Below are 14,744 nucleotides of genomic sequence, written 5' to 3' on the forward strand. Positions count from 1 at the left end.
CCCCGCCTTCGCGGGGATGACGAGGCGAGTTTAGGATGGTCGCTCCGTCAATCGGGGCAAAACTCCGGTGGAACGAGCGATCCGGGGAAACTGTTGCACTGCAGCATAGTTTCCTTCCCATGATCGAGCTTATCGAACGCTACGTCGGCGCTTTGCCCGATTGGGCCGCGCAAGTGCTGATCGCGCTGATCGCCGGCACCATCGGCGCCGCTATCGCGCTTGCCGCCCATACGGTGCTGTTCCGCATCCTGCGGCACATCGTCCGCTCCAGCGCCAGCCAGTCCGACGACATTCTCATCGCCCGCCTCGCCCGGCCGACACGTTGGGCCTTCGTGGCGATGGGCATCGTCCTTGCCGCCCGGCAAACCCCAGCACTCAGCGATTTCTGGGAGCGGGTGGCGGGCTTCGTCATGCCACTGCTCACCGGATGGATCGCCATCGCCATTCTCCACTCCTTCGTGGAAGCGATGACCCTGCGCGCCGATATCTCGGTGGAGGACAACCGCAGCGCCCGCCGCCGCCGCACCCGCCTTGCCATCCTCAGCCGCATCGCGACGTTCGTGATCGTGTTCCTGATGGTCTCGCTGATGCTGTTTTCGATCCCCGGCGTGATGAAGGTCGGCGCCACGCTGATGGCTTCGGCCGGTCTCGCCGCCCTTGCCGTTGGTGCCGCCGCCCAGCCTGCGCTGAAGGCGCTGATCGGCGGCTTCCAGATGGCGCTGACCGAACCGATCTCGATCGACGATGTCGTCATCGTTGACGGCGAATGGGGCCGGATCGAGGAAATCCGCACGACTTATGTGGTGGTGAACTTGTGGGACCAGCGCCGCCTTGTGGTGCCGACCACGCGCTTTCTGGAGGATACCTTCCAGAACTGGACCAAGACTACATCGCAGCTGATCGGCACGGTGATGATCTACCTCGATCCGGCGACCGACATTGCCCCGATCCGCGCGGAATATACCCGCGCCGTCACCGGCCATAAGCTGTTCGACGGCCGCGCGCAGGTGCTCCAGATCACCGACCACAGCGCGCAGGCCATGGAAGTGCGCCTGCTGATGAGCGCGCGCGACGGGCCGACGCTGTTCGATCTGCGCTGCGCCATGCGCGAACACATGCTGGACTGGGTGCGCCGCGAAATGCCCGAAGCGCTGGTGCGTCGCCGCACCCTGCCGGTCGCCCCGGTGGAACTGGCCGCCGGTCCGTCCATCACCGAAGCCGTGGCCGATTTGGGCGAGCGCCGGGCGTCTGGCTAAAGCGCTTGCCGTCAAAGAGCTTGCGAGGCGCGCGGGACTGCGGCACTCGCAGGCACATGATCCGCTCCGCCGTAGCCGTCCTCGCCCTTCTCCTCACCGCTGCCACGCCCGTTCAGGCCGCGCCGGTGCCGACCTGCAGCTACCGTGTGGACGCCAGCTTCCCGCACGATCCCACCGCCTTCACCGAGGGCCTCTTCTATTCGAATGGCCTGCTCTACGAGAGCACCGGCCGCGAAGGCGCCTCGCGCATCGTCGTGCGCACGCTGGAAGATGCCAAGCCGCTGAATGAGGCGCAGATCGATCCATCGCTGTTCGGCGAGGGCATCATCGACTGGAAGGACCAGATCATCAGCCTCACCTGGCGCGGTGGGCAGGGCTTCCGCTGGGACCGCAAGACGCTGAAGCAGATCGGTACTTTCAGCTACGAAGGCGAAGGCTGGGGCATGACGCGGAGCGGCAACGTGATCTACCAGAGCGACGGCAGTTCCAGCCTGCGCCTGCGCGATCCCGCCACCATGCGCCAGACCGGCACCCTGCCCGTCACCGCCGACGGCAAGCCGGTCGACAATCTCAACGAGCTGGAATGGATCGACGGTGAGATCTGGGCGAACATCTGGCTGACCGACCGCGTGGCGCGGATCGATCCGGCGACCGGACACATCAAGGCCTGGGTGGATTTCTCCGGCCTGCGCCGGGGCGATGGGGCCTTAGGCATGGATGCCGTGCTGAACGGCATCGCCTGGGATGCGAAAGGCAAGCGCATCCTCGTGACCGGCAAGAACTGGTTTGGGATCTATCAGATCACGCCGATCTGTTCTTGAGCTAAGCAAGATATCGACAAACCGATCCTCCCCCACCGGGGGAGGTGGCAGTGCAAAGCACTGACGGAGGGGGCTTTCGGCAGCGTCGCGCTGGCCCCCTCCACCACCCTTCCTTCGACAAGCTCAGGATGAGCGGGCGGTCCCCCTCCCCCGGTGGGGGAGGATCTGGGTCCGCCTTTGATTACTCCCCGTGCTTCTTCGGCCGGGTCGGCTCCACCATGCCCGGCGAGATGAAGCCCAGCGGAATGACTTCCATGGCGCGCTTCTTCAACTCGCCCTTCATCCGCCCGTATTCGGCTTCCATCTCTTCGGTCACGGTGGCGCGGCTGTCTTCCAGCGCCTCGTCGAAGTCCGCCTTGTTGACGGATTCCACGTCCGCCCCGCGCTTGCGAATGGCGATCAGGCCGGCGCGGCGCACCACGTCTTCCAGATCGGCCCCGGTAAAGCGCTCGGTGCGCGCCGCAATGTCCTTGAGCGAAACGTCATCCGCCAAAGGCATCTTCGCGGTGTGGATGCCCAGAATATGCACGCGCCCGCCCTCATCGGGCGTGCCGACATAGACCAGTTCGTCGAAGCGACCGGGCCGCAGCAGCGCCGGATCGACCAGGGTCGGCCGGTTGGTCGCCCCCACGAGCACAACTGACTGCAGTTCCTCCATCCCGTCCATCTCGGCCAGAATGGTGTTCACCACGCGCGCCGTTACTTGCGGTTCACCCATCGAGCTGCCGCCGCGTGCGGGCACGAGGCTGTCGATCTCGTCGATGAAGATGACGCAAGGCGCCACCTGCCTCGCGCGGGCGAAGAGGCGGGCGATCTGCTGCTCGCTCTCCCCGTACCACTTGGACAGGAGATCGGACGACTTGATCGAGATGAAGTTCGCCTCCGCCTCCTTGGCCACGGCCTTGGCGAGCAGCGTCTTGCCGGTGCCGGGAGGGCCATAGAGCAGGAAGCCCTTGGCCGGCCGGATGCCCAGCTTGCGAAACGCTTCGGGGTTCTTGAGCGGAAGCTCGATCCCTTCCTGCAGCTTCTGCTGCGCATCGTCGAGGCCGCCGATGTCGGACCAGCCGATGTCGGGCACCTGCACCATCACTTCGCGCATCGCCGAAGGCTGGACGCGCCGCAGCGCCTCCACGAAATCCTCGCGGATCACCTGAAGGCTTTCGAGCACTTCGGCCGGGATCGTGCGTGCTTCCAGATCGAGCCGGGGCATGATCCGGCGCACCGCCTCGATCGCCGCTTCGCGCGCGAGCGCAGCGATATCGGCGCCGACGAAGCCGTGCGTGGTGCGCGCCAGTTCCTTCAGGTCCACCTGATCGCCCAGCGGCATGCCGCGCGTATGGATGCCCAGGATTTCGCGCCGGCCGTTCTCATCCGGCACCCCGATCACGATCTCGCGGTCGAAACGACCGGGCCGGCGCAGCGCCTCGTCGATGGCATCGGGCCGGTTGGTGGCCGCAATGACGACCACGTGGGCGCGGCTGTTCAACCCGTCCATCAGCGTGAGCAGCTGGGCGACAAGGCGCTTTTCTGCCTCGCCATGAACCTGGTCACGTTTGGGCGCGATGGAATCGATCTCGTCGATGAAGATGATCGCCGGCGCCGCCTTGGCAGCCTGATCGAACACTTCGCGCAGCGCCTTCTCGCTCTCGCCATAGCCGGATCCCATGATCTCCGGCCCGTTGATCGAGAAGAAGTTGGCCTCGCTCTCGTTGGCGACGGCTTGCGCAAGGCGCGTCTTGCCGGTCCCCGGCGGGCCATGCAGCAGCACGCCCTTGGGCGGGGCGACGCCCAGACGCGTGAACAGTTCGGGATAGCGCAGCGGCAGTTCCACCATCTCGCGCAGCTGGCGGATGGTGTCGCTCATACCGCCGACGTCGTCGTAATTGACGTCGCCACGCGCGGTATCGGCTTCCTCGAACAGCTCACGCAGTTCGACTTCGGTACTCTCATCGATGTGGACGATACCGCGCGGCGTGGTGGAAACGACGTTCAGGCGGATCTGCGTCAGCGCGAACGCCGGCGCATTGAACATGCGGCGCAGTTCGGGCGGAATGTCCGCAACCTGCTGCTGGCCGGTGGTGGCAACGATATCGCCCTGCACCATCGGGCGGCCGAAGAAGTTGCGCTTCAGCGCGGCGGACGGCCCCTGCAGGCGCATCTCCTTCTGCGCGGGCGCGAAGACCACGCGCTGCGCGGGCCGCGATTCCGCCTTGCGGACAGAGACATGATCGCCGGAGCCGACCCCGGCGTTCACACGCTGAAGCCCGTCCAGCCGGATCACCTCCAGACCTTCGTCTTCCGGATAGGCAAGCACGGCACGGGCGACCGTCGCGGTCTTGCCGGTCACTTCCAGCACATCGCCTTCCATCGCCCCGATCGCCGAGAGCGACCCGCGCGACAGCCGGGCGATACCCTGGCCGCTTTCTTCCTGACGGGAGGCTGCCACTTGCAGCTTGGCCACCCGTTCGTCCACCTGGGTTGGGACTTCCGCCATGTGTGTCCTTTCAAGTTCCCGATGCTGGTCCTTGCGCCTCTGCCTCCCCGGATGGGCAAGGCAGATGCGGTGGGAACGTGATCAAGGAGCTAGGTATGCGGCTTCAGGATTTCAAACGGGTCAGGCTCAAGAATAATAAGGCCATGATACCGGGCAATGATGCCGCGAAAACCTCGAAGCGACGCAAACCGCATCCATTTCGCCGGAAATGGTGCTGTCTGCCGGGCACAAAAAAAGGCCCGGACGTTGCCGACCGGGCCGTGGAAGTTTTGGGAGAGGATGCCTGAAAGGCAGGTTCTGTATGCCCCCAGTCACTCCATTGTGCAAGTGCGAAATGACCCGCTTTCAGTTGCAAAACTATCAACTTATGTTGCGCGACATCGAACTACACCGGGTAATTCCCGAAAAAATGCTTATTTTCTGATGCTTGGAAAGTGAATCGAGTCTCATGATTGATGCAATCGCAATCGGCTGGGCGATGGATCACGGTGCTTGGGAAAGCGTTGTCTGCTGCGACGCGAAATTTCCTTGCCTGGCTTAGTAATTGTCCCGCCAGTAAAATCGCGTTCGGCCCATACCGGACCGAATCAGGAACATTCTCGGCAGGGCGATTCGCCATGAAAGAAGGCCGGCCACACACACGTGGAGCCAGCCTTTCGTTCGAATGGCGGTATGTCAGTGCGCGAAAAGCAGCGCGGGCGCGCTTGCGTCGGCAAGGAAGTAGGCCGTCACGCCGCCGAACAGGAACTCGCGCATCCGGCTCTTGCCGTAGGCCCCCATCACCAGCAGTTCTGCATTGGCCGCTCGCACGGCAACGGCCAGAGTCTCCTCGGTGGAACGGTGCCGCTCCAGTTCCTCGAACTCGGCGTGGATGCCGTGACGGGACAGGTACCGCAGCGCATCGGTCGCCGGAAAGCCGCCGGGCTTCTCGGTCACCGTCACCACTTTCACCGATTGGCAGCTGACCAGCAGCGGGATCGAGGCCCTGAGCGCGGCGGCCGACTGCTCGCCGCCATCCCAGGCGACGACGGCGCGGGAGATCGGCAGGCTGCCGGCGGGTTCATCGGGCAGTGCCAGCACCGGCGCGCGCGCGGTCAGCGCCACTTCGCCCACCATGCCGCTGGACCGCGATACGATCACGAGGTCGGCCAGCCGTGCCGCCGCCGCCAGCGCGGGCACCGGATCGTCTTCGCTGCGGACAACCTCGAAAGGCACATCGCCGCGCGAAAGCCGTGCTTCCACCGCTTCGGCGGCGGCATCGTCGTCAGCCCGCGCCCGATCCAGTGCCTCGCTGATCACATAGCTGCCGCCCATCGGATCCATGGCGATATAGCGTGAGACCGGCGTATCGACGAGCACGGTGACATGGCCGCCAAGCTGCCGCGCCAGTTCGATGGCAGTATCGACGCGGGCATCGCTTGCAGGCTTGCGGTCGGCGTTCACGAGTATCGAGCGCATGGCATTCCTCCGTCTATGTCCGGTCCAGCTTAGGCCTATGATATGCCGCCGCCATGACCTAGATCAAAGCCTCAATCGCCCCGGCCGAATTTCCCGCATCCGCCTGAGCTTCTGGCGTTTTTTCAGTCCGGTACCCCATCGATCGAAAGCTGTGCGGCCCGCTCGAACAGGTCGAGCACGACGGCCTCGCGCTCTCGCGATCGGATTGCCGCCTCGAAATGGATGCGTCGCGCCGGCCGGGGCAGGATTTCAACCAGCGTCCCGCGGGCAAGTTCCCGCCGCACCATGGTTTCAGGCAGCACGGCGGCGCCCTGCCCGCAGGAGACGATCTCGATCAGCGTCCGCACATTGTTGCAGGTGTTCAGCGAGCGGGGCGTGGGCCCGCCGGCCGCGAATGCCGCCAAAGTCACGGCGTGGAGCGGCGAATGGCCGGGCAACGACCATACGGGCAGCGGATGCGAGAACCCACCCTCTGCTGCCACCGCAGGGCTCGCCGCCCAGACCAGCTCCACCGCACCGATCGGCGCGGTGCGGATGCCGGGACTGGCCACCGGCCCCGCCAGGAACACGATATCGCGGGTACCGGCCAGCAGTTGCTGCAGCAGGCGCGCGGTGAGATCGAGTTCGACTTCCATGGTCACCCCCGGCCTTTCGCGCTCCACGGCAGCGATGAAGCCGGGCAGGCATGTCGCGGCTGCAATCTCTCCCGAGCCGATCCGCACGTTGCCGGTGGCGCCGGCGAAATCGCTGGCCTCCAGCAGAACCTGTTCCAGCCCTTGCCGCAGCGGTTCCGCCGCCTCCACCAGCCGCCGCCCGCGTGCCGTCAGCACCATGCGCCGCCCGTCGCGCTGGAACAACGGCACGCCGAGCTGTTCCTCGATCTCCCGCACGCGGGCGGAGATCGCGGGTTGGGTGGTATTGAGTCTTTGTGCCGCACCTGCGAACGTGCCGAGCCGATCAATCCACATCAGCGTTTCGAGGTGGAAAAGGGCGATGCGTTTCATAATACCTGATTATCGAATCCGATAAAAAACAATCGCTATTCGTAATGGGATTGGCTGTCTAGGTTCGCTCCAAACGGGAGAACAGCATGAACAAGATCTACCCCAGCGCCTCTGCCGCGCTGGATGGGCTGCTGAAGGATGGCCTGCTGATCGCCGCCGGGGGCTTCGGCCTTTGCGGCATACCCGAACGGCTGCTGGATGCAGTGCGCGATTCGGGCGTGAAGAACCTGACTTTCGCCTCCAACAACGCCGGCATCGACAACGAAGGCATCGGCAAGCTGCTGCGCACCAAGCAGGTTTCCAAGATGATATCGTCCTACGTGGGTGAGAACAAGGAGTTCGAACGCCAGTTCCTCTCAGGCGAACTGGAAGTCGAATTCTGCCCGCAAGGAACGCTGGCCGAGCGGATGCGCGCCGGCGGCGCCGGCATTCCCGGCTTCTACACCAAGACCGGCGTCGGCACCCAGATCGCCGAGGGCAAGGAAGTGAAGGTCTTCCGGGGCGAGGACTATATCCTTGAGGAAGGCATCTTCGCCGATCTGTCGCTGGTGAAGGCGTGGAAGGCGGACGAGAGCGGCAACGTCGTGTTCCGCAAGACCGCGCGCAACTTCAACGTGCCCGCCGCCACCTGCGGCAAGGTCTGCGTGGTGGAGGTGGAGGAGATCGTCCCCACCGGCTCGCTCGATCCCGACGGCATCCACCTGCCCGGCGTCTTCGTTCAGCGGCTGGTGCTGGGCGCGCCTTACGACAAGAAGATCGAATTCACGACGACGCGTGAAAGGGAGACCGCCTGATGAGCTGGACTCGTGACGAAATGGCCGCCCGTGCGGCGCAGGAATTGCAGGACGGGTTCTACGTGAACCTCGGCATCGGCATCCCCACGCTGGTGGCGAACCATGTGCCCGCCGGCATGACGGTGACGCTCCAGTCCGAAAACGGGATGCTGGGCATCGGACCGTTTCCCTATCCTGACGAAGTCGACGCCGACCTCATCAACGCCGGCAAGCAGACGGTGAGCGAATTGCCGCAGTCGGCCTATTTCGACAGCGCCACCAGCTTCGGCATGATCCGCGGCGGCCACATCGACCTGGCCGTGCTGGGCGCGATGGAGATTGCCGAGAACGGCGACATCGCCAACTGGATGATCCCCGGCAAGATGATCAAGGGCATGGGTGGCGCGATGGACCTCGTGGCCGGCGTGAAGAAGATCATCGTCGTGATGGAGCACAACGCCAAGAACGGCGATCCCAAGTTCATCCCGGCCTGCACCCTGCCGCTGACCGGCAAGAACGTGGTCGACATGATCGTCACCGACCTTGCGGTGTTCCAGCGCCCCGATCACCAGAGCCCGTTCAAGCTGATCGAACTCGCTCCGGGCGTGACGGCCGACGAAGTCGCCGCTAAGACCACGGCGCATTATTTGACGTGAGAGTCGCGGCACCGGCCCACTCCCCCACCCGACCACCCATCAGGATACACTCGTGGGTGGTCGGGTGGGGGAGTGGGCCGGTGCCGCAAAATCCGCCTGCGGCGGATTTTCAAACAAAGGAGAGTTCCGATGGCATACACATTGATCACCGCCAATCGGAACTACTCCAGCTGGTCGCTCAGGCCCTGGCTGCTGATGAAGGCGCTCGGCATCGATTTTGCCGATCGGATTGAACCCTTCGCCGCCGCCAACTACGAGGCATTCCGCAGCTTCTCGCCCACCGGCCAGGTTCCCGCACTGATCGATGGCGAGCGGACGGTGTGGGATTCGCTGGGCATCACGCTCTATCTGGCAGACCGTCACCCCGGCATCTGGCCCACCGACGAGGCGGCGCGTGCTTTCGCGCAGTGCGCCGTTGTCGAGATGCACGGCGGCTTCTCCGCCCTGCGCAACGACTGCACGATGAATGTCGGCGTGCGCGTGCGGCCCAAGGCGATGCGCCCCGCGCTGCTGCGCGATGTCGCCCGCCTGCGCGAGATCTTCAGCGAGGGCCTATCCCGCTTCGGCGGCCCCTGGCTGGCCGGTGAAAGCTTCACCGCGCTGGATGCGTTCTTCGCGCCGGTCGCGTTCCGTATCCGCACTTATGGCCTCGACGTCGGGACCTACCAGTCCTGGGTCGATACCGTGCTCGACCATCCGGCGATGAAGCAGTGGGAAGCCGAAGCGCTGGCCGAAACCTGGCGCGAGGAAGGGCACGAGGCGGAACTGGCCGAAGCGGGCGACGTGATCGCCGATTACCGCAACGCAGGCTGACCCGATGCGCGTCCTGCTGACCGGATCGTCCGGCTGGCTCGGACGCCATCTTGCGCCGCTGCTGACGGCGAGGGGGCACGAGGTTATCGGCCTCGACGTCGCGCAGGGGGTGCATACGCGCATCGTCGGCTCGGTGGCGGATCGCGATCTGGTGTTCCAGACCGTGGCCCATCATGGCATCGAAGCGGTGATCCACGCCGGTGCGCTGCACAAGCCCGACATCGTTCGCAATCCGCGACAGGCCTTCATAGACACCAATGTCACCGGCACCCTCAACCTGCTGGAGGCCGCGGTCGAGGCGGGACACGCGCGCTTCCTCTTCACCTCCACCACATCACTGATGGTCCGCGCCGATGTGCGGGCCGGGGCGGGTGACGAAGGTGCGTGGTGGATGGACGAGACCTTCGGCCCGCTGGAGCCGCGCAATATCTACGGCGCCACCAAACTGGCGGCGGAGAACCTGTGCCGCCTGGTCTCGCGCGAAACCGGCATGGCGGTGGCGATCCTGCGCACCGGGCGGTTCTTCCCCGAGGACGACGATACCCATGCGGTGCCGTCCGGCCCCAATCTCAAGGCGAACGAACTGCTGAACCGGCGCCTTACGGTGGAAGACGCCGCCCGCGCCCATCTGGCCGCGCTGGAGCGGATCGAGGGGTGCGAGACTTTCGTGCTGTCCGCTCCGCCGCCGTTTACGCGTGAGGAGGCGATGGAACTGGCCCACGATGCCCGCGCCGTAATCCTTCGCCACTTCCCGGATGCGGCAGAGCTGTACGCCCGGCAGGGCTGGGTTCTGCCCGAACGGATCGAGCGCATCTACGATCCCGCCAAGGCGAAACGCCTGCTGGGCTGGCGGGCGCGGACCGACTTCGCCGCCATGCTGGACGCGCTTCGCCGGGGCGATCCCCTACCCTATGCCCATGATCCGGAATGGATATCGCCCGTCCTGGGGCAAGCAATCTGAACGCGGCGTCTTGCCCGCGTCATCGCGCTGGCGCAGTCTCCGGCCCCGAATCTAAGCACGAATCCAAGCCCGAATCTATGGGAGACCCCTGCATGACCGATATCGCCCAGATCCCGCTGACCCGCATCGACGGCAGCGCCGACAGCCTTGCCAATCACGGGGGCAATGTCCTGCTCGTCGTCAATGTCGCCTCCAAGTGCGGGCTGACACCGCAGTACGAAGGGCTGGAAAAGCTCTACGAAGACTACAAGGCCAAGGGCTTTGAGGTGCTGGGCTTCCCGGCCAACGACTTCGGCGCGCAGGAACCCGGCACCGATGAGGAAATCGTCGAGTTCTGCCAGCTCAACTACGGCGTCTCGTTCCCGCTGTTCACCAAGGCCGATGTCACCGGCGATGCCAAGCAGCCGCTCTATGTCGCGCTGACCGACGCCATCCCCACCAAGCAGGGCGATGTCGAGGGCATGAAGGAACGCTTCAAGGGCTATGGCATGACCCCGAACGACGATCCCGAAGTGCTGTGGAACTTCGAAAAGTTCCTGATCGCCCGCGACGGTTCGGTCGCCGGCCGCTTCGCCCCCGGCACTGCGCCGCAGGATCCCCTGCTGGTGGACGCGATCGAGGCGCAGCTCGCAAAGTAAGCGTCGACGGCGAGGGTTGAGCGTTCAATCCTCGCCGGTTGCCACCGGGCGCGCCGGATCGGCGATCCACTCGCTCCACGATCCCGGATAGAGGCGCGGGGCGGCAAGCCCGGCGTGGGCCATGGCAAGAGCATTGTGACACGCCGTAACGCCCGACCCGCAAGACAGGATCGCCGGCTTGCCGTCCAGAAGCGCGGTAAAGTCAGCGGCCAGCTGATCCGCCGGGCGGAAACGACCGTCAGGCCCCAGATTGTCGCGGAAGAAGCGGTTGCGCGCGCCCGGGATGTGCCCCGCCACCGGATCGATCGGATTGGGATCGCCGCGAAAGCGGGAAGGATCGCGCGCGTCCAATAGTTGCGCCGCCCCAGCATCGATATTCGCCAGAACGCCCTCGGCATCGATGGGCGTCGCCACCAGCGGCTCGCCCGCCCGAAAATCTCCGGGACGCACAGGTCCGGCATCGCCGGTCTCCATGGGAAGCCCCGCTGCGGCCCAGGCCTGCTTGCCGCCGTCCAGCACCGCAACCGGGGTGTGGCCAGCCCAGCGCAGCAGCCACCACGCCCGCGCCGCCCATGCCCCGCCATTCGAATCGCAGGCGACGACTTGCTGCCCCTGCCCCAATCCCTGCGCACGCAGCCACGCAGCGAACGCCACGCGAGAGGGCAGCGGATGGCGCCCGTTGGTGCCGTCCGGCGGGGAAGCGAGATCGTCGTCGAGATGGGCATAGCGCGCCCCCGGCAGGTGGCCGGCGCGATAGGCATCCCGCCCCTTGTCCGGCACGCCCAGCTCGAATTCGCAATCGAGGATCAGCACATCCTCGCCGGCGGCGAGAAGAGCGTGGAGATCGGGAACCGAGATGAGCGTTTCGTAAGCCATGCCAGCGTCTTAGCCGAGCAGGCGTGCGAAAAGGAACTCCTCGTCCCGCTGTTCACCGACCATGAAGTGAATGTCGGCGACTTTTCCGAAGCCATAGCGGGCGTAGAACTTCTGCGCGCCGTCGTTGCCGCTCCAGACCGAAAGCTGCACCTCGTCCGCGCCGTGATCGCGTGCGGTCTCGATCGCCCAGTCCATCAGGCCCGAGCCGATGCCCCGCCCGGTCGTATCGGGATCGGTGTAGAGCTGCTTCAGTTCGATCACGCGCTGCCCCCGCGCATGTTCGGGCCAGCCGCAATCCATCACCAGCTTGCAGTAGCCCAGCAGCTTTCCGTCCGCCTCGGCCAGCATCACCCGCATCGCGGGATCGGCGATCTCCTTGGCGATCTTGGCTTCGCTGTGCGATTCGGCCAGAAAATTGGCGAGGTCGACGGCCGTGTACATGTGCCCGAACTTGGCGACGAAGCTGCGCACGCCCAGATCGGCAAGCGCGGCCGCATCCGCAGGCGTCGCGGGGCGCAGATCCATCACAGGTCCTTCGTCATGCAGATCGAAAAATCGTCGGCCACATAGTCGCCGAACGGCGGACATTCCACAAAGCCGTTGGCGCGATAGAGGCCATGGGCCGGGTGGAACGGTTCCGGCTTGCCGGTTTCCAGACTGACCCGCGCATAGCCCCGCGCGCGCGCCTCATCCAGCAGGCGCAGCAGGATCGCCTTGCCTACTCCCTTGCCGCGATATTCGGGATCGGCGCGCATCGATTTCAGTTCGCCATGAGTATCGTCCAGATGCTTGATCGCGCCGCATCCGGCCAGTCGATCGCCATCCCACGCCGAAAAGAACGTCACGTCTGGCTGGCGCAGCCGTTCCGCCGGCATGGCATGGACGCTTTCGGGCGGCGACCACTTGTGCATCTCGTCAAGGTGAAACTGAAGCAGGTCTAGCACGGCGCGACCGGAAAGGTCGTCTTCGATAATGGTCAGCGTAAGCGTCAAGAACTGTCCCCGGAATGCTTGTCTGCCTTGCGGCGGCCCATGCGCATGCCCGCTTCCAGCCGGCCGCGCAACTGGGTGTAATAGGCTTCCAGGAAGGCCCGTTCGTCATTCCAGCCATCGTTGCGATCGATCTTGTGCGCGATCGTCTGGTAGACACTCTCGACCGCCTGCTCCCGATTTTCTCGCAGCACCCGCTCCAGCGCCTGCAGTTCGTATTCGCCGTAGACCGCCAATTCCGCCTCGGTGAACCGGTAGACGGGCCCGAAGGAGGTGGCGGAGGTGGGGGTCAGGTCCTCATCCTCGCCCGGCGACGGCGGCGCGGTAACCGACAGCGCAGCCTCCAGCTTCCGACGCGGCCGCTCCACCACCCACGACCCGGCGATCACGTCGCCGGCGCGCAGGCTGTCGCGGTTGAACAGTGGGAACAGCAGGAAGATCGCGAACCATCCCGCGGCCGAAAGCCAGCCGGCGCCGCTGCTGGCGCCCGCCGTCATGATGAAGACGATGGGCAGGAACAGCTCGATATCGCGCAGCAGGTTGCGTGCGATCACCATCTCGGCAGTGAGCCGGCCGCCATCGCGCGCGGCGATGCGGATGCCCGCCAGCCGCTTGCCCGGCGTGGCCCCGCGCGACCCCAGTTCGAAGAACAGGAAGTAGGCGTTGCGAAAGAGGAACATCGCCACGACCCACAGGATGAACAGGAATTGCAGGGCATGGCCGGCGGCGCTGTTCGCCTCCAGCACGCGGTCGATCTTCGCCATGCCGCCCGCCACATAGACCAGCCCCACCGTCGTCGCGACCATCAGCACGATCATCACGATGAAATCGATGACCAGCGCGCCGATCCGCGATCCCCGGCTGGCGACCGTGATCGGTAGGCTGATCCCTTCCGGCGTCACCAGCAGGCGATCGCGCGTGGAACTGCGGCGGCCCAGAGCTTTCGTTTTCGCTCTCGCGCTCATGCCCGGCCCATCCGGTTGGCACCGCCGCGAAAGGCGAAGAAGTAGGCGCACCACGCCGCCAGCATGAAGCCGCCGATCACGAAACGACCGAATGTTTGGTCCACCATCTGGCGGGCGAAACCTTCCAGTAGCGCGGCGATCACCAGCATCAGCACCACGCCGGTCATCACCACCGCCGCGCGCCGCCCGGCCTCCGACGCCGCGCGCAGCACCGAACGATTGCCCGGAAACGCGATCGAGCGCCCGACGTGCAGCCCCGCCGCACCGGCCAGCAGGATGGCGAAAAGCTCAGTTGTGCCGTGCACGGCCAGCCAGCCGATCAGATCGACCAGCAGGCCCTTGCCATTGTAGAGCCAGAGCAAGGCGCCCAGGCTGGCGGTGTTCTGCACCAGCAGCAGCAATGTCGGCACCCCCAGCGCGAAGCCGAGCGAGAAGGCCAGGATGGAGACTTGCGCGTTGTTGCTGAACAGCTGCGCCGCAAAGACGCTCATCCCAGATCGCCCGGAATTGCCGAACAGCGATGCGTGCAGGGCTTCGCGCGTCGCCCCGGGCACGCGGTTTCCGGCCATGTCAGGCGACATCAGCGAGAAGTACCACTCAGTATCGTGGGCAACCAGCAGCCAGCCGACCACCGTTCCCGCCACCATAACGGCAAGCGCGATCAGCACATCGACCCAGATCGACCGCACGGCGGCGCTGAGCCCCCCACCCAGGAAACCGCGCAGCCAGTCCCACAGCGAAGAACGCGGCCCGTAAACGACGAACCACGCACGCTGGACCAGCGCTTCGAGATAGGCCAGCGTCGCCGCATCGAGCGATGTTTCCCGCGCGATCGACAGGCTGGATGCCACCGTACGGTAAAGCCCCGGCAAGGCCAGCAAATCCTCATCGGAAAGGCGGCGATAACGCCCCTTTTCCATCTGCGTGACGATGGCTTCCAGCCGCTGCCAGTCCGCCTCGCGCTCCAGACGGAACCGGTCCGAACGCAGGGCTGCGCGGGCAATCGCCTGACTTTCCGCAGCGGTTGCAGTGGCGGACAT

At 65.3% G+C, this 14,744-nt stretch carries 16 protein-coding genes; 8 read left to right on the forward strand and 8 right to left on the reverse strand.

Annotated features, from left to right (window positions below; all coding sequences use genetic code 11):
- The first annotated feature begins 119 nt into the window (after positions 1-119).
- Positions 120-1,256 (forward strand): mechanosensitive ion channel family protein, encoded by a 1,137-nt coding sequence (locus ACZ1JV_RS25585; protein WP_465151069.1) that lies wholly within the window; start codon positions 120-122, stop codon positions 1,254-1,256.
- Positions 1,257-1,312: 56 nt separating this feature from the next.
- Positions 1,313-2,077: a glutaminyl-peptide cyclotransferase gene (locus ACZ1JV_RS25590; protein ID WP_465151070.1), complete on the forward strand. Its 765-nt coding sequence runs from the start codon at positions 1,313-1,315 to the stop codon at positions 2,075-2,077.
- 181 nt (positions 2,078-2,258) lie between these two features.
- On the opposite strand, the gene ACZ1JV_RS25595 is transcribed toward ACZ1JV_RS25590, so the two are convergent.
- Positions 2,259-4,571 (reverse strand): CDC48 family AAA ATPase, encoded by a 2,313-nt coding sequence (locus ACZ1JV_RS25595; RefSeq protein WP_465151071.1) that lies wholly within the window; start codon positions 4,569-4,571, stop codon positions 2,259-2,261.
- A gap of 95 nt (positions 4,572-4,666) precedes the next feature.
- Here ACZ1JV_RS25595 and ACZ1JV_RS25600 point away from each other — a divergent pair, with 95 nt between their 5' ends.
- On the forward strand, positions 4,667-4,858 hold the full coding sequence (locus ACZ1JV_RS25600; RefSeq protein WP_465151072.1) for a hypothetical protein: 192 nt from the start codon (positions 4,667-4,669) through the stop codon (positions 4,856-4,858).
- Positions 4,859-5,246: 388 nt separating this feature from the next.
- Here the strand turns inward: ACZ1JV_RS25600 and ACZ1JV_RS25605 are convergent, their stop codons facing one another.
- Positions 5,247-6,029: a universal stress protein gene (locus ACZ1JV_RS25605; protein ID WP_465151073.1), complete on the reverse strand. Its 783-nt coding sequence runs from the start codon at positions 6,027-6,029 to the stop codon at positions 5,247-5,249.
- A gap of 122 nt (positions 6,030-6,151) precedes the next feature.
- Entirely contained in the window at positions 6,152-7,033 is an 882-nt protein-coding gene (locus ACZ1JV_RS25610) for a LysR family transcriptional regulator (protein WP_465151074.1), read from the reverse strand.
- Between the two features lie 86 nt (positions 7,034-7,119).
- Between ACZ1JV_RS25610 and ACZ1JV_RS25615 the strand changes: the two genes are divergently transcribed.
- The 5 genes from ACZ1JV_RS25615 (at position 7,120) to ACZ1JV_RS25635 (ending at position 10,874) form a co-directional block, all read left to right on the forward strand.
- The gene (locus ACZ1JV_RS25615; protein WP_465151075.1) at positions 7,120-7,827 is read left to right on the forward strand and encodes a CoA transferase subunit A; all 708 of its coding nucleotides are present in this window, start codon (positions 7,120-7,122) and stop codon (positions 7,825-7,827) included.
- A complete protein-coding gene (locus ACZ1JV_RS25620) occupies positions 7,827-8,462 on the forward strand; it encodes a CoA transferase subunit B (protein WP_465137015.1) in 636 nt (211 codons plus the stop codon). Before ACZ1JV_RS25615 ends, ACZ1JV_RS25620 begins: the two co-directional genes overlap by 1 nt.
- Positions 8,463-8,591: 129 nt before the next feature.
- Positions 8,592-9,275 carry a glutathione S-transferase family protein gene (locus tag ACZ1JV_RS25625; RefSeq protein ID WP_465151076.1) on the forward strand — a complete coding sequence of 228 codons (684 nt, stop codon included), beginning with the start codon at positions 8,592-8,594 and terminating at the stop codon, positions 9,273-9,275.
- Between the two features lie 4 nt (positions 9,276-9,279).
- Positions 9,280-10,236: an NAD-dependent epimerase/dehydratase family protein gene (locus ACZ1JV_RS25630; protein WP_465151077.1), complete on the forward strand. Its 957-nt coding sequence runs from the start codon at positions 9,280-9,282 to the stop codon at positions 10,234-10,236.
- 92 nt (positions 10,237-10,328) lie between these two features.
- The gene (locus tag ACZ1JV_RS25635; protein ID WP_465151078.1) at positions 10,329-10,874 is read left to right on the forward strand and encodes a glutathione peroxidase; all 546 of its coding nucleotides are present in this window, start codon (positions 10,329-10,331) and stop codon (positions 10,872-10,874) included.
- A 24-nt stretch (positions 10,875-10,898) separates the two neighbouring features.
- Here ACZ1JV_RS25635 and ACZ1JV_RS25640 read toward each other — a convergent pair whose 3' ends face one another.
- The 5 genes from ACZ1JV_RS25640 to ACZ1JV_RS25660 are packed head-to-tail and all read right to left on the reverse strand — an operon-like array spanning position 10,899 to position 14,744.
- The gene (locus ACZ1JV_RS25640; RefSeq protein WP_465151079.1) at positions 10,899-11,750 is read right to left on the reverse strand and encodes a sulfurtransferase; all 852 of its coding nucleotides are present in this window, start codon (positions 11,748-11,750) and stop codon (positions 10,899-10,901) included.
- A 9-nt stretch (positions 11,751-11,759) separates the two neighbouring features.
- The gene (locus tag ACZ1JV_RS25645; RefSeq protein ID WP_465137010.1) at positions 11,760-12,275 is read right to left on the reverse strand and encodes an N-acetyltransferase family protein; all 516 of its coding nucleotides are present in this window, start codon (positions 12,273-12,275) and stop codon (positions 11,760-11,762) included.
- Complete coding sequence (locus ACZ1JV_RS25650) at positions 12,275-12,742, reverse strand: GNAT family N-acetyltransferase (protein ID WP_465151080.1); 468 nt, start codon at positions 12,740-12,742, stop codon at positions 12,275-12,277. Before ACZ1JV_RS25650 ends, ACZ1JV_RS25645 begins: the two co-directional genes overlap by 1 nt.
- A complete protein-coding gene (locus ACZ1JV_RS25655; protein WP_465151081.1) occupies positions 12,739-13,704 on the reverse strand; it encodes an RDD family protein in 966 nt (321 codons plus the stop codon). Before ACZ1JV_RS25655 ends, ACZ1JV_RS25650 begins: the two co-directional genes overlap by 4 nt.
- Positions 13,701-14,744: a stage II sporulation protein M gene (locus ACZ1JV_RS25660; RefSeq protein ID WP_465152654.1), complete on the reverse strand. Its 1,044-nt coding sequence runs from the start codon at positions 14,742-14,744 to the stop codon at positions 13,701-13,703. Before ACZ1JV_RS25660 ends, ACZ1JV_RS25655 begins: the two co-directional genes overlap by 4 nt.

It is taken from the genome of Novosphingobium sp. BL-S-19, from assembly GCF_055521675.1.

Coding starts and splice junctions, on each gene's coding strand:
- ACZ1JV_RS25585 (WP_465151069.1), top strand. CDS start 120: ATGATCGAGCTTATCGAACGCTACGTCGGCGCTTTGCCCGATTGGGCC.
- ACZ1JV_RS25590 (WP_465151070.1), top strand. CDS start 1,313: ATGATCCGCTCCGCCGTAGCCGTCCTCGCCCTTCTCCTCACCGCTGCC.
- ACZ1JV_RS25595 (WP_465151071.1), bottom strand. CDS start 4,571: ATGGCGGAAGTCCCAACCCAGGTGGACGAACGGGTGGCCAAGCTGCAA.
- ACZ1JV_RS25600 (WP_465151072.1), top strand. CDS start 4,667: ATGCGGCTTCAGGATTTCAAACGGGTCAGGCTCAAGAATAATAAGGCC.
- ACZ1JV_RS25605 (WP_465151073.1), bottom strand. CDS start 6,029: ATGCGCTCGATACTCGTGAACGCCGACCGCAAGCCTGCAAGCGATGCC.
- ACZ1JV_RS25610 (WP_465151074.1), bottom strand. CDS start 7,033: ATGAAACGCATCGCCCTTTTCCACCTCGAAACGCTGATGTGGATTGAT.
- ACZ1JV_RS25615 (WP_465151075.1), top strand. CDS start 7,120: ATGAACAAGATCTACCCCAGCGCCTCTGCCGCGCTGGATGGGCTGCTG.
- ACZ1JV_RS25620 (WP_465137015.1), top strand. CDS start 7,827: ATGAGCTGGACTCGTGACGAAATGGCCGCCCGTGCGGCGCAGGAATTG.
- ACZ1JV_RS25625 (WP_465151076.1), top strand. CDS start 8,592: ATGGCATACACATTGATCACCGCCAATCGGAACTACTCCAGCTGGTCG.
- ACZ1JV_RS25630 (WP_465151077.1), top strand. CDS start 9,280: ATGCGCGTCCTGCTGACCGGATCGTCCGGCTGGCTCGGACGCCATCTT.
- ACZ1JV_RS25635 (WP_465151078.1), top strand. CDS start 10,329: ATGACCGATATCGCCCAGATCCCGCTGACCCGCATCGACGGCAGCGCC.
- ACZ1JV_RS25640 (WP_465151079.1), bottom strand. CDS start 11,750: ATGGCTTACGAAACGCTCATCTCGGTTCCCGATCTCCACGCTCTTCTC.
- ACZ1JV_RS25645 (WP_465137010.1), bottom strand. CDS start 12,275: ATGGATCTGCGCCCCGCGACGCCTGCGGATGCGGCCGCGCTTGCCGAT.
- ACZ1JV_RS25655 (WP_465151081.1), bottom strand. CDS start 13,704: ATGAGCGCGAGAGCGAAAACGAAAGCTCTGGGCCGCCGCAGTTCCACG.
- ACZ1JV_RS25660 (WP_465152654.1), bottom strand. CDS start 14,744: ATGTCCGCCACTGCAACCGCTGCGGAAAGTCAGGCGATTGCCCGCGCA.